A 12,956-nucleotide genomic window follows, 5' to 3' on the forward strand; every position below is an offset into this window, starting at 1 on the left:
GCCTTAAGACTGGTCAAACTCAGTTTGTGCATTTTCTAATGCTTCTTCAGCATACATCCAAGATTCTTCAGCTTTTTCTAATTCGCTTTTAACATTGGCTTGGCTTTTTATTAAATCGGTTAAAATTGATTTATTTTCGTCTGTGTAAAGCTCAGTATCGGCTAGTTTAGCTTCAATATCATCGAGCTGTGCTTGTAATTTATCTACAATTTTACTGTATTTATCAATTTGTTGGCGTAGTGGTTTGGTTTTTTGTCTGAATTCAGCTTCGCGACGTTTGGTTTCTTTTTTATTGGCCGCCGAATGAGCCTTGTCGTTAGTTGTTTTATCATTTTGTTGGCTGCTTTGCTGCTCTGTTAGCCATTTTTCGTAATCTTCCAAATCACCTTGAAACGGCTCCACTTGACCATTATCAACCAAATAAAAATCATCGCAGGTGCTGCGTAATATGTGTCTGTCATGCGAAACAATAATCATAGCGCCTGCAAATTCTTGTAATGCCATGGTTAACGCAAGACGCATGTCTAAATCTAAATGGTTTGTTGGTTCATCTAGCAGCAGTAAATTGGGCTTTTGCCAGACTAATAAAGCTAATACTAAGCGGGCTTTTTCGCCACCAGAAAAATTTTCAACTTTATCGAGTGCTTGATCGCCGTTAAAGCCAAAACCGCCTAAAAAATCACGCAGTTGCTGTTCTGTTTCTTTTTGCGCTAAACGAGCTAGGTGTTCAAGTGGTGAATCTTTTACTCTTAATTGCTCCAATTGGTGCTGCGCAAAATACCCAATATTTAGGCCGGCGCTGGCGGTATGCTCGCCTGAAAGCGGTTTTAAATCACCGGCGAGTAATTTGATTAAGGTTGATTTACCCGCCCCATTTCTGCCGAGTAAGCCAATTCGGCTACCCGGAACTAAATTGAGTTTAATGGTTTCTAAAATCGTTTTATCCGGATAACCGGCACTCACTTGTTTGAGTGAAATAAGCGGGTTTGGATTTTTTTCTGGCTCTCTAAAGCTAAAGTTAAATTCACTATCGACATGCGCAGGCCCTATAACTTGCATTTTAGCTAATGCTTTTACGCGCGATTGAGCTTGTTTAGCTTTACTGGCTTTCGCTTTAAAGCGGTCAATAAAACTTTGCATGTGCGCCCGCTCTCTTTGCTGTCGTTCAAACATGGCTTGTTGTTGCTCAAGCTTAGTCGCGCGCTGTACTTCAAATTGTGAATAATTGCCTTTATAGGTATGAATTTTTTGTTGCTCTATGTGCAATATTTGCTGGCAAACTTCGTCTAAAAAGTCTCTGTCATGTGAAATAACCACTAAAGTACCAGCGTATTGATTTAAAAATTTCGCAAGCCAAATGACAGCATCTAAATCAAGGTGGTTAGTTGGCTCATCCAGTAGTAACAAATCAGACCGACAAATAAGTGCTTGCGCTAAATTTAGCCGCATTCGCCACCCACCTGAAAAATCAGAAACGGGTGAATGTTGCTGTTTTTCATTGAATCCCAAACCTGCTAATAATTGCCCAGCACGCGCGTAAATAGTGTAGCCGTCTACGTGTTCCATTTTTTCGTAAAGCTGAGCTAATTTTTCACCGGCTTGCACTTGGGCTTGCTCTTGTTCTGCTTTGGCGATTGATAGTTCAATTTGGCGGTATTCTTGGTCGCCATCAATTATATATTCAATAGCGGTTTGTTCTAAGGCTGGTGTTTCTTGTTTTACGTTAGCAATAACCCAGTTGTTAGGTATGTGCAGTTCTCCTGCATCCACTTGTAAATACTGGTTAAATAATCCAAACAAGCTAGATTTACCGCAGCCATTTTTACCAATAAGACCCACTTTTTGGCCAGGGTGAATAACAGCACTAGCTCCTTCTAATAAAAAGTTCTGGCCACGTTGTAAGGAAATTTGTTGTATTGAAATCATTTATTACCGCAATTTGAGTGATAACTTTGAGATAGCGTAGTAAATCAGGCTATTATTTGCCTTGTTTTACAAATCAAAGTTGAAGTTATAGGGCTATTAAACGCTATGTTACTGGAATTAGACATGATAGTTAAATACACTCTTAACATATCTTTTAGCAATCAAATATATGGCGGCAAATTATGAAGCATAAAAAGCGTTTTATAGCAGGTGCTATATGTCAGCAATGCAAAGGACAAGATACGCTAATGTTATATAAAGAAAATGAAGTTGAAAAAGTTGAGTGCGTTGACTGCGGAGATATTAAAAGCCAAACCGATGCACAAGTAGCCGCTTCAAGTAAAAGAGAAGGTCAGGTTATTGGCTTATTTAAACCTGAATAATCATCCAATTTTAATACTGGCTTGAAGTCCAAAATTGCCTCAAGCCGTGATTATCTAAAGACTCATTTATTTATCTGTGTGCTGCCCAAGGATCCCAAGGTTCGTCTTGATCACGGTGGCTTCGTTTAGGATTGCTATTTTGTTTGTATGGGTCGTTACTGGCTCTATTGCTTGATCTATTCCTTGAGCTATTGTTAGGCTGGCTGCTTCTTTGTTTGGGTGGTGGCGCTTCACCTAACACTAATTCAATTGGCTGACGTGGCTTTTGGTGTTCTGGCACTATGCGCTCTCGAGGGGGCAGGGCATAGTTAGTATCATCTGGTTTTGGTAAATTTTTGTATTTGTATAAATAAAAAATCTCTAATTTTTCGCGCGCCCAAGCGGTCTTTTTTAAAAATTTAATGCTGGATTTAATGCAAGGTTTTTTATCAAAACATTTTATTCGAGTGTATTCGGCTAAAATTTCAAAACCATAATGTTCAACAAGCTCAGTTACTAAAGTCTCTAGCTTTAATCCGTGCAGTGGGTTATTTAAATAAGGATTTGTGTCTGTCATGCCATGGCCTTGTTTGCTTTGTCACTAATAATAAGATTATACCGTAAGCTGTGCTTTTAATTTGCTTAATTTGAAAAAAATTAAATTAATAGTAGACACAAGCCTATTATGTCTATAAAGTACTCATCAGCTAGAAAGAAAGTCTATAATTTACATCCTACATTTCGTTGTATTATTCGTAACACTCGTCCTGCAGTTTTTAAATCCAAGTCTATATTTTTCATGCAATTCGAGCCTCTTGAGGCAATATTATTTTTAAATTTCAGGATATTATTATGTCTAATACAACTACTGGTACAGTAAAATGGTTTAACGAAGCTAAAGGTTTTGGTTTCATCGAGCAAGAATCAGGTCCAGACGTTTTTGCACATTTCAGTGCAATCTCTAGCGAAGGTTTCAAAACTTTAGCTGAAGGCCAAAAAGTTCAGTTCGTAGTATCACAGGGTCAAAAAGGTCCTCAAGCTGAAAACATCGTTGCTCTTTAATTAGTAACTGATATTTTCAGAGGGTAAACCTAACGGGTTTGCCCTTTTTTTATGCCTAAAATAAACTCGTATTTACCCGCCTGAAACCCCCTGATAAAAAGTAAATAAAGATAAAATAACTAATACCCAAGCAAATATTTTTAATATTATGTTTGTATTTAATTTATTTGATAAAATTTGTCCTAAGTAGCTGCCCAGTATCCCAAAGCCTGAAAAGGTACTTATTAATATCCAATTTAGTTGTATTGAGTTAACGCTAAATACATAAAAGTATTGGCAAAATGCAATGCTTGAGTTGGCAAAAATCAAGACTAAACTAGTCGCGACTGCGTTTTTTAAGGGTAGGTTTAATAAAATAATGAAAGCTGGCACAATTAAAAATCCGCCTCCCACACCTACAAACCCAGTGATAATCCCAATGAGCAAACCGACTGTAACAATGATTAAGTTTGAAACGGGTTTAGACTCTGTTTTAACTGGTTTAAGCATTTTTATGCCGGCAATGAGCATCACCAGAGAAAAAACGATTAATTGTACATTATTACTAACATAAGCGCCTAAAACTGCACCAATGTAACTGCCAATTAAGCTGGGCATTATAAAGCGATTTAAAGATTTCCAGTCAATTAGCTGTTGTTTGTAGTTGTTAATAGAACTAAATAAACTAATGAGAGCGACAATTGCTAAAGCGCTTGCTATTGCGACCTTTTCATCTAGCTGAAAGCCAAAGATTAAAATAGGGACAGTTAAAACTGCCCCACCAGAGCCTAGCAAACCTAAACTGATTCCAATAAAAGTCGCACTGAATAATATCAAAAGCATAATTATAAACTCGCTAAATTAGATTTGTATATCGTACATTATTAAATTATAATATACAAAGTTGTGTGGAATATATTTTATGAGGTGAGTATGAGTAGTGTACAGGTAAAAGCTTTTTTTCATTCATTAACCAGTACACTGAGTTATATTGTGTACGATGCGGAAAATTTATCTGCGGCTATTATTGATAGTGCGTTAGATTATGATGGTGTATCGGGTCGTTTGGCGACAGAATTTGCAGATACGCAACTAGCGTTTATTAGCGCTCACCAGCTTAATGTAAGGTGGATACTTGAAACACACGCTCATGCTGATCATTTATCCGCGGCTCATTATTTAAAAACCAGCTTGATGCAAAGTGGGCAACTTTCAAAAGTGGCCATTGGCGAAAATATTGCTCAAGTACAACGAACTTTCGCTGATATTTTTGATTTAAATGAGCAAGATATTTCAAAAACTGGCGCTGAATTTGACTGTTTATTACAAGATGGGCAAGCGCTACCGTTAGGACAATTTACGATTGAAGTATTATCGACGCCAGGACATACACCTGATGGTGTTAGTTATTTAGTCGATGGTAATTTATTTGTGGGCGATACTTTATTTATGCCGGATGCTGGCACTGCAAGATGTGATTTTCCGGGTGGAAGTGCAAAAACGTTATATCAAAGTATTACGCGTATTTATGCTTTGCCAGACGATACAAAGATCTGGATGTGTCATGACTATCAACCTAATCAGCGTGAGCTGGCTTATTTAACCAGTGTGAAAGAAAGCAAAGCAGCCAATATTCATGTTAACCAAGATACTGGTATCGATAGCTTTGTCGATATTAGAACACAACGAGATAACACATTGGCGGCACCAAAATTATTGTACCCATCACTTCAAGTGAATATTAAAGCGGGTGCTTTACCTGAAAAATCAGCGAGTGGAAAATCTTTTATTAAAATACCTATATTTAACGCTTATTAATATTGGCTCTCACTTCAGCTAAATCAACTTTTGGAGAATATAAAATGACAGAATTTACCCCAATAGAAGCTTCAATAGGAGGCATGTTAATCGCTTTGGCTGCAATTATTATGTTGCTGCTAGTTGGCAAAGTGTCGGGAATATCCGGGATTTTTTCGCGCTTAATAACCGGCTTAAACCAACCGGAAGTAACCGTTAACCGCTTTTGGCGTGTAGCATTTATTGCAGGGTTAATCATTAGTCCATTGCTTGCTCAACCTTTTGGGTTTTATTTACCAGTAGAGTTAGATGCATCTTGGCTTACTTTAGCTATTGCGGGGCTTTTAGTGGGGTTTGGCAGTAAGTTAGGCTCTGGCTGTACCAGTGGACATGGTATTTGTGGGGTGGGGCGATTCTCTAAACGTTCTATTATCGCGACTTGTACTTTTATGGCAAGTGCGATTGTAACCGTCTTTATTGTAAAGTTAATAACAGTAGGAGCTTAATGTGAAATCTATAATCCAGTTGATAGTTGCATTATTATCAGGTGTTATTTTTGGGATTGGGCTGATAGTGTCACAAATGGCTAATCCACAAAAAGTCTTAAATTTTTTAGATATTAGTGGCCATTGGGATCCCAGTTTAGCCTTTGTTATGGGATCTGCGTTAGTCGTTTTTATTAGTGCTTATCATTTATTGATTAAAACGCGTAATAAACCCATTTTATGTGACAAGTTTGATTTACCTGCTAACAAAAAGATAGACAAACCTTTGGTGCTAGGTGGCATGATATTTGGTGCTGGTTGGGGGATTGCCGGCATTTGCCCGGGGCCAGCATTAGTGAATATATTAGGTGATACAAGTAAAATTTCGGTATTTATTGTCTTTATGGCGCTAGGCATGTTTTTAACTAAATATGTTAATATGGCTAAATAAACTCTGTAACCGAATAGCCTTAGTTATTTTTTATAGATAACCTAGGCTTGTTCTTTGATTAAGTAGCTATGACAAAAATGATAGACAAGAATGCATTTGCACAGTTAGAGAAAAATGCTGAACAAGCGGAGAGCCTGCTAAAAGCATTAAGCAACAAACATAGGTTAATGATTTTGTGTTTATTGGAAGAAGGTGAGCTTTCTGTTTCTCAGCTAAATGATCAAATTAGAATATCACAGTCGAGCTTATCGCAAAATTTAGCTTGGTTAAGGCGCGAGCAATACGTGAAAACTCGGCGCGATGCTCAAACGATATTTTATCGTTTAAACGATGCTAATGTCAGCAAAATTATCCATGTTTTACATAGCATTTTTTGTCAGCCAGGTTAGGCTTAGGGGTTAATTATTCGAAAGTCATTATTTATATTTAAGCTTTAATTTTAAATTAAATATTCACTCGATTTGAGTTAAGTTTGGCTAAGTTTACACTTGATGGATAAAAAAACACCAATGCTTGTAATATTTCATCGCTTTACTATGGTCAGGCTTCGCTAAACTCGCTACAATACGCGGTCATTTTCCCGTTGGTTAATTTTTGGGCGTTTTTAAATGGGCAAAAAGTTATATATTAAAACCTGGGGCTGCCAAATGAACGAGTACGACTCGCAAAAAATGGCAGACCTATTAGATTCAACTCATGGCTTTTCAGTCGCTGAACAAGCAGAAGATGCAGATGTGATTTTATTAAATACCTGCTCTATTCGTGAAAAAGCACAAGAGAAAGTATTCCATCAACTTGGTCGATGGAAAGAATTAAAAGTGAATAAGCCTGATTTGGTAATTGGTGTTGGTGGTTGTGTCGCTTCGCAAGAAGGGGATCACATCCGCCAGCGTGCGCCTTTTGTTGATATTGTATTTGGCCCTCAAACTTTGCATCGTTTACCTGAAATGATTAATCAAATTAGGGGCGGTGAAAAATCAGTTGTTGATATTAGCTTTCCTGAAATTGAAAAATTCGACCGTTTACCAGAGCCTAAAGCAGAAGGCCCGAGTGCGTTTGTTTCTATTATGGAAGGCTGTTCTAAATATTGCACTTTTTGTGTTGTGCCTTATACCCGTGGTGAAGAAGTATCGCGTCCGGTAGATGATGTTTTATACGAAATTGCGCAATTAGCCGATCAAGGTGTACGTGAAGTTAACTTGCTTGGACAAAATGTGAATGCGTATCGTGGTGAGCATTTTGAAGGTGACGTTTGCCATTTTTCTGAGCTGTTACGTTTAGTTGCCGCAATTGATGGCATTGACCGTATTCGATATACCACATCGCACCCAGTTGAATTTACCGATGATATCATTGAAGCTTACAAAGATATCCCAGAGTTGGTTGATCATTTGCATTTACCGGTTCAATCAGGCTCAGATCGTATTTTAACTTTGATGAAGCGCGGTCATACGGCCATTGAATATAAATCAACTATTCGAAAACTTAAAAAAGTGAGACCCAATTTAAGCATGTCGTCTGACTTTATTATTGGGTTTCCGGGTGAAGGTAATGCTGAATTCGAAGAGACAATGGACTTAATTGCTAAAGTCGGCTTTGATATGAGCTTTAGTTTTATATACAGTGCCCGCCCAGGTACACCAGCTGCAGATTTACCTGATGATGTCAGTGAAGATGAAAAGAAACAGCGTTTATACTTATTGCAGCAACGTATTAATCAGCAATCTTTGCAAATTGCACGTGGCATGCTAGATACAGAGCAACGTATTTTGGTGGAAGGTCCGTCTAAAAAGAATCCAATGGAGCTTTGCGGCCGTACTGAAAATAATCGAGTTGTAAATTTTGAAGGCCCACATACTTGTATTGGTCAATTTGTGGATGTCAAAATTGTGGATGTATGGACCAACTCGTTGCGGGGTGAGTTGATTCGCACCGAAGATGAAATGAATCTTAGAGTTGAAACCGCGCCAGCACAAATTTTAAGTCGAGCAAAACAAGAAGCACCGGATGAATCGGGTGTGGGTGTATTTGTTCCTAATTAAACTGTGTTAGCTTTGCAAAAAATACAAGCCTGCATTTGTTTCTTTGACAAATGCAGGCTGTTTTGTCTTTAATATACCAGTACGGTATTTTATACCAATTTTTTAAATTAATTTTTAACACCAAGAGGGTATTGCTTTTTGAGTAGCCAAATTGAATCATTAGAAATTTTCCTTGAACCTGCCGACCGTTTTCGACTTGCTAGTTTAGCTGGCCCATTCGATGATAATTTAAAATTGATAGAGCGCCGCTTGGGCGTGGAGTTAAGTTATCGGGATAATGCGTTTAAAATTACCGGTAAAGCGCAAATTAACTTAGCCGTGGCTGAATTATTACGTAAACTTTATGTTGAAACACAGGTGGTTAAAGGCAAAGCGGCAGAGCTAGATTCAGAGCAAGTTCATTTGGCAATTCAGGAGCTTAATGTTCTTGAGCAATTAACCGATCAATCTGATATTGGTAAAGAAGCTTTTATTAAAACCAAACGTGGGGTTATTAAGCCTCGGAATCCTAACCAGAGTAAATACGTTAATCAAATTCTTAATAGCGATATTAGCTTCGGTGTTGGGCCTGCCGGTACAGGTAAAACCTATTTAGCGGTCGCTTGTGCTGTTGATGCGCTAGAGCGACAAGAAGTGCGCCGTATACTATTAACACGTCCGGCGGTTGAAGCAGGTGAAAAATTGGGTTTTTTACCGGGTGATTTAAGCCAGAAAGTTGATCCCTATTTACGTCCTTTATACGATGCCTTATTTGAAATGTTAGGTTTTGAAAAAGTTGAACGTTTAATTGAGCGTAGTGTTATAGAGATTGCGCCTTTAGCTTATATGCGTGGCCGTACTTTAAATGATGCCTTTATTATTTTGGATGAAAGCCAAAATACCACGGTTGAGCAAATGAAAATGTTTTTAACTCGAATTGGTTTTAACTCCAAGGCTGTGATTACAGGTGATATTACACAGGTAGATTTACCTAAAGGTCAAAAGTCTGGTTTGCGTCATGCCGTTGATGTATTGGCTGATGTTGAAGATATTAGCTTTAACTTTTTCCGTTCTCATGATGTAGTACGCCACCCTGTCGTGCAACGTGTGGTTGATGCCTATGAACGTTGGGAAGAGATACAAGAGCGTGAAAAAATAGAAAAAGCTCGTTTACGGCGTGCTGAGCAAGCTGAAAAAGACGAGCAAAACCAATCATGACAACGTTAGATGTAGCCGGAATACCACTTGAGCTCGATGTACAACTTGCATATAAAGGTAATATACCTGAATTAGAACAATTTACTCTATGGGCTCAGGCTGCATTAGTTGAACGAGGTTTAGATTTAACAGAACTGTCGATTAGAATTGTTGAACTAGCAGAAAGTCAGCAATTAAATCACGATTATCGTGGAAAAGATAAGCCGACCAATGTATTGTCGTTCCCGTTTGAAAATCCTCCGGGGATTCAATTGCCGCTAATAGGCGATTTGGTCATTTGCGCGGACGTTGTTAAGCAAGAAGCTAAAGCGCAAAATAAAACCGAAACAGCCCATTGGGCGCATATGGTTATCCATGGCTGTTTACATCTTTTGGGTTATGATCATATTGAAGATGATGAAGCTGAATTGATGGAAAGCATGGAAAAACGTATTTTGTTGCAATTAGGGTTTGACGATCCTTATAAAACTGAACAAACTACAGATTGTTGATTGACAGAGAATAAACTTTATATGAGCGAAGACAACCCTCACTCTAGTAACGGCTCCTCGAACAAATCTTGGTTAGATAAAATAGGCCAGATTTTTACCGGAGAGCCGAGAAACCGTGAAGAACTACATGAAGTATTTGAAGAAGCCGCCGAGCGAGCTTTAATTGATAACGACACCAAAGAAATGATTGATGGGGTTTTGGATATCGCAGAAATGCGTGTGCGAGACATAATGATCCCAAGATCACAAATGGTGACGATTGAATTATCCCAGCCTGTTGAAACTTTTTTACCGATTATGATCGAATCAGCGCATAGCCGTTTTCCGGTTATTTGCGAAGATAAAGATCATATTGAAGGAATATTATTAGCAAAAGATTTATTAGCTTATGTTTATCACAATGGGTTTGATAACTTTAGCTTTGCTGAATTACTGCGCCCTGCAGTGGTAATCCCTGAAAGTAAACGCCTTGATATTTTATTAAAAGACTTTCGTAAAGAAAGATATCACATGGCTATTGTGATTGATGAATTTGGCAATGTATCAGGTTTAGTGACCATTGAAGATATTCTGGAACTCATTGTTGGTGAAATTGAAGACGAGCACGATGCCATTGAGCCAGAAGATATTCGACGGGTCACTCGCTATGTATATGCGGTAAACGCATTAACTGAAATTTCAGAATTTAATGGCTACTTTAATACGGAATGGAAAGCCGATGATATAGACACCATTGGTGGGTTGGTTACTCAAGCTTTTGGACACTTGCCAGCAAAAGGTGAGTCGGTCGAAATATACGGTTTTAATTTTAAAGTAGTTAGCTGTGATGGACGCCGGATTAATCAATTGCAAATGAGCATTCCAAAAGAAGAACCTATTGAAAAGGATAGTTTGAGTTGACGCTAATAAATGCAAAACGAGTTAGTTTTGGCCTAATGCTGGCTGGTGCTTTGAGCTCTTTTGCATTTGCACCTTTTGATCAATATTGGTTAATTTATTTATTATTTCCTTTGTTGGTTAGTTGTTGTTTTTTGGCTACGCCCAGAGCATCAGTGCGCCATGCATTTTTCTTTTCTTTGGGCTGGTTTGGATCTGGCGTTAGTTGGATATACGTTAGCTTAGATCAATATGGTGATGTGCCTCCATTAGGCTCTGTAGCTATGATAGGGCTTTTAGCCGCTTATTTAGCCTTATATTTTACCGCTGCCATTGCGCTTAGCCACTGGTTAAAACGATATACTCGATTTGCTATTTTCACCTTGCCAGCCACTTGGCTATTGTTTGAGTGGCTTCGAAGTTTTGTTTTAACGGGGTTTCCTTGGTTATCTATTGGTTATAGTCAAACCCATTCCTTTTTTGCCGTGCTTGCGCCATATATTGGTGAGGTGGGGATTAGTTTTGTACTGATCTTATTATCTTGCTTAATGACCGTTGCCGTTTTTCCAAGTTTGATAGCAAAAAATTTAAATGCTATGCCTGCCAGTCCGTTAGGTTTTCAAACGGCCGTTAAACCTGTATTTGCTATTTTGGTTGTTTTATTGGGTTGCTTGCTCACGCCTTATCCTGATTACCAAACAAGCAGTCAAGCGGCTAATCAAGTTAACAAGCAAGTTAAACTGGCGATGGTGCAAGGCAATATTGCGCAGGAAAATCGCTGGGATCCTGAATATTTGTGGCCTGTAATGCTTAAATATCAGGATTTAAGCCGACCAGTTTATGCGGACTCAGACATTGTTATTTGGCCTGAAGCTGCCGTGCCGTCGGTAGAGCCAGCCGCGCAAGATTATTTGATGAACTTAGACAAAGCCGCAGCTTATAACCATACAGCAATCGTAACTGGAATTATTAATTATCAATATGGGTCAAGAGCTTATTTTAATAGTGTGATTGTTTTAGGGAATAAAACAGGATCAGACTCAACTTCAGGCCATTATCAATATGGTCATGCAAATCGTTATAACAAACACCACTTGCTACCTATTGGCGAATTTATCCCGTTTGAAGATTGGTTGAGAGGGATTGCTCCTATTTTTGATTTGCCATTTTCATCTTTTAATCGGGGCGATTATATTCAAGCCGATTTAATCGCTAATGGGTTTCATATGACACCCGCCCTTTGCTATGAAATTGTTTTTCCTCGACAAATAAGAGCAAATTTAAAACCAGATACTGATTTTATTTTGACCTTAAGCAATGATGCGTGGTTTGGTTCATCACATGGCCCACATCAACATTTAGAAATCGCCCAAATGAGAGCATTGGAAATGGGCTTGCCAGTTGTTAGAGTGACTAATAATGGGATTACCGCGGTAATTGATCATTTAGGGCAAATTAAATCAGTGGCACCGCAGTTTTCTGAGCAAGTGCTTAAATATAAATTAGACATTGTGCGCCACCTGACGTTTTATCGACAGTATGGCGACTGGCCAATGTATGGTTTTGCGGTACTATTATTTATATGTTGTTTTATTCCGGTGTTTTCACGAGTGAATGAAAAGTGCGACATTCAAAATGACTAAATTTTTTTGTTAGCACAAACGATAAATAAACATCAATCGAGTTTAGGGCGCTGTGCTACGTCGCCTAAATTCATGATGCTGGCAATTAAAACATGGGTGAATTTGTTGGGCGTGTGATATTTTAATTTTTTCACCGCAGTTTGTGCATTCTAAGATCCCAAACCCAACTTCTTCACCCGCTAAATAAATACCGTTATGTGCCGTGTCTGAACTAAACTCTCGCCATTCTAATTGTGTTTTATCTGTCATTTCAGCTAAATTTTGCCATAGTTGCTCTTTAACTGATAAGTAATAAGGAGACTCGTTAGTTTCTCTTTGATAATCCTCGTAAAAGCTAGCTAAATCGCGTTTTAAATAAAATAAGCTATTTTTTAATGATTCTTGATGAACCTCAACTCCGGCTTCAATCCAATCTTGCAATAAATCTACGCCTTGTGCCATTGAGCGAGTTTCATCTTCGCTGGCTTGTTTTAACCAAGCTGAAAATTTGTTCAATAGTGATTTGTAGTTGCTAGGTTTGTCCATATTTGCTCCTTCGGCTTTAAAATAAGCGCTTTTTTCAATATTTTGAGTATAGATTAGTATTCCAGTATTGGCGTCTTGATTGCGTGTAAGTTATCCTATGCACATTTACGATAAACAACT

General features: G+C 38.2%; 15 protein-coding genes. 11 read left to right on the forward strand and 4 right to left on the reverse strand.

Annotation, left to right across the window (positions count from 1 at the left end; genetic code table 11):
* Positions 1-3: 3 nt before the first annotated feature.
* Positions 4-1,926, reverse strand: a complete 1,923-nt coding sequence (locus OLW01_RS01940; RefSeq protein WP_268074953.1) for an ABC transporter ATP-binding protein — start codon at positions 1,924-1,926, stop codon at positions 4-6.
* A 182-nt stretch (positions 1,927-2,108) separates the two neighbouring features.
* On the opposite strand from OLW01_RS01940, the gene OLW01_RS01945 reads away from it, so the two are divergent.
* A complete protein-coding gene (locus OLW01_RS01945; RefSeq protein WP_268074954.1) occupies positions 2,109-2,309 on the forward strand; it encodes a YheV family putative zinc ribbon protein in 201 nt (66 codons plus the stop codon).
* A gap of 70 nt (positions 2,310-2,379) precedes the next feature.
* Here the strand turns inward: OLW01_RS01945 and OLW01_RS01950 are convergent, their stop codons facing one another.
* Positions 2,380-2,865 (reverse strand): VF530 family protein, encoded by a 486-nt coding sequence (locus tag OLW01_RS01950; protein ID WP_268074955.1) that lies wholly within the window; start codon positions 2,863-2,865, stop codon positions 2,380-2,382.
* Between the two features lie 275 nt (positions 2,866-3,140).
* Here OLW01_RS01950 and OLW01_RS01955 point away from each other — a divergent pair, with 275 nt between their 5' ends.
* The gene (locus OLW01_RS01955) at positions 3,141-3,350 is read left to right on the forward strand and encodes a cold-shock protein (RefSeq protein ID WP_268074956.1); all 210 of its coding nucleotides are present in this window, start codon (positions 3,141-3,143) and stop codon (positions 3,348-3,350) included.
* A gap of 72 nt (positions 3,351-3,422) precedes the next feature.
* Here OLW01_RS01955 and OLW01_RS01960 read toward each other — a convergent pair whose 3' ends face one another.
* Positions 3,423-4,172, reverse strand: a complete 750-nt coding sequence (locus OLW01_RS01960; RefSeq protein WP_268074957.1) for a sulfite exporter TauE/SafE family protein — start codon at positions 4,170-4,172, stop codon at positions 3,423-3,425.
* 90 nt (positions 4,173-4,262) lie between these two features.
* On the opposite strand from OLW01_RS01960, the gene OLW01_RS01965 reads away from it, so the two are divergent.
* The 9 genes from OLW01_RS01965 to lnt all read left to right on the forward strand — a co-directional run bounded on the left by OLW01_RS01965 (position 4,263) and on the right by lnt (position 12,311).
* Positions 4,263-5,147 (forward strand): MBL fold metallo-hydrolase, encoded by an 885-nt coding sequence (locus tag OLW01_RS01965; RefSeq protein WP_268074958.1) that lies wholly within the window; start codon positions 4,263-4,265, stop codon positions 5,145-5,147.
* Positions 5,148-5,191: 44 nt separating this feature from the next.
* The gene (locus OLW01_RS01970) at positions 5,192-5,632 is read left to right on the forward strand and encodes a YeeE/YedE family protein (protein WP_268074959.1); all 441 of its coding nucleotides are present in this window, start codon (positions 5,192-5,194) and stop codon (positions 5,630-5,632) included.
* Position 5,633: 1 nt separating this feature from the next.
* Positions 5,634-6,062 carry a YeeE/YedE family protein gene (locus tag OLW01_RS01975; RefSeq protein ID WP_268074960.1) on the forward strand — a complete coding sequence of 143 codons (429 nt, stop codon included), beginning with the start codon at positions 5,634-5,636 and terminating at the stop codon, positions 6,060-6,062.
* A gap of 68 nt (positions 6,063-6,130) precedes the next feature.
* Positions 6,131-6,451, forward strand: a complete 321-nt coding sequence (locus OLW01_RS01980) for a metalloregulator ArsR/SmtB family transcription factor (protein ID WP_428980170.1) — start codon at positions 6,131-6,133, stop codon at positions 6,449-6,451.
* A 219-nt stretch (positions 6,452-6,670) separates the two neighbouring features.
* The gene (miaB, locus tag OLW01_RS01985) at positions 6,671-8,104 is read left to right on the forward strand and encodes a tRNA (N6-isopentenyl adenosine(37)-C2)-methylthiotransferase MiaB (protein WP_268074961.1); all 1,434 of its coding nucleotides are present in this window, start codon (positions 6,671-6,673) and stop codon (positions 8,102-8,104) included.
* A gap of 138 nt (positions 8,105-8,242) precedes the next feature.
* On the forward strand, positions 8,243-9,301 hold the full coding sequence (locus tag OLW01_RS01990; RefSeq protein ID WP_268074962.1) for a PhoH family protein: 1,059 nt from the start codon (positions 8,243-8,245) through the stop codon (positions 9,299-9,301).
* Positions 9,298-9,792 (forward strand): rRNA maturation RNase YbeY, encoded by a 495-nt coding sequence (gene ybeY, locus OLW01_RS01995; protein WP_268074963.1) that lies wholly within the window; start codon positions 9,298-9,300, stop codon positions 9,790-9,792. Before OLW01_RS01990 ends, ybeY begins: the two co-directional genes overlap by 4 nt.
* Positions 9,793-9,813: 21 nt before the next feature.
* Entirely contained in the window at positions 9,814-10,692 is an 879-nt protein-coding gene (gene corC / locus OLW01_RS02000) for a CNNM family magnesium/cobalt transport protein CorC (RefSeq protein WP_268076135.1), read from the forward strand.
* Positions 10,689-12,311, forward strand: coding sequence for an apolipoprotein N-acyltransferase (gene lnt / locus OLW01_RS02005; protein ID WP_268074964.1), 1,623 nt, complete (start codon positions 10,689-10,691; stop codon positions 12,309-12,311). Before corC ends, lnt begins: the two co-directional genes overlap by 4 nt.
* 42 nt (positions 12,312-12,353) lie before the next feature.
* On the opposite strand, the gene OLW01_RS02010 is transcribed toward lnt, so the two are convergent.
* Positions 12,354-12,836: a zinc ribbon-containing protein gene (locus tag OLW01_RS02010; RefSeq protein ID WP_268074965.1), complete on the reverse strand. Its 483-nt coding sequence runs from the start codon at positions 12,834-12,836 to the stop codon at positions 12,354-12,356.
* Positions 12,837-12,956 lie beyond the last annotated feature (120 nt).

Origin of the sequence: Catenovulum adriaticum, assembly GCF_026725475.1 — a bacterium.
GTDB lineage: Bacteria > Pseudomonadota > Gammaproteobacteria > Enterobacterales > Alteromonadaceae > Catenovulum > Catenovulum adriaticum.

Coding starts and splice junctions, on each gene's coding strand:
- OLW01_RS02010 (WP_268074965.1), bottom strand. CDS start 12,836: ATGGACAAACCTAGCAACTACAAATCACTATTGAACAAATTTTCAGCT.
- OLW01_RS01945 (WP_268074954.1), top strand. CDS start 2,109: ATGAAGCATAAAAAGCGTTTTATAGCAGGTGCTATATGTCAGCAATGC.
- OLW01_RS01940 (WP_268074953.1), bottom strand. CDS start 1,926: ATGATTTCAATACAACAAATTTCCTTACAACGTGGCCAGAACTTTTTA.
- OLW01_RS01980 (WP_428980170.1), top strand. CDS start 6,131: ATGACAAAAATGATAGACAAGAATGCATTTGCACAGTTAGAGAAAAAT.
- OLW01_RS01950 (WP_268074955.1), bottom strand. CDS start 2,865: ATGACAGACACAAATCCTTATTTAAATAACCCACTGCACGGATTAAAG.
- ybeY (WP_268074963.1), top strand. CDS start 9,298: ATGACAACGTTAGATGTAGCCGGAATACCACTTGAGCTCGATGTACAA.
- miaB (WP_268074961.1), top strand. CDS start 6,671: ATGGGCAAAAAGTTATATATTAAAACCTGGGGCTGCCAAATGAACGAG.
- corC (WP_268076135.1), top strand. CDS start 9,814: ATGAGCGAAGACAACCCTCACTCTAGTAACGGCTCCTCGAACAAATCT.
- OLW01_RS01955 (WP_268074956.1), top strand. CDS start 3,141: ATGTCTAATACAACTACTGGTACAGTAAAATGGTTTAACGAAGCTAAA.
- OLW01_RS01970 (WP_268074959.1), top strand. CDS start 5,192: ATGACAGAATTTACCCCAATAGAAGCTTCAATAGGAGGCATGTTAATC.
- OLW01_RS01965 (WP_268074958.1), top strand. CDS start 4,263: ATGAGTAGTGTACAGGTAAAAGCTTTTTTTCATTCATTAACCAGTACA.
- OLW01_RS01960 (WP_268074957.1), bottom strand. CDS start 4,172: ATGCTTTTGATATTATTCAGTGCGACTTTTATTGGAATCAGTTTAGGT.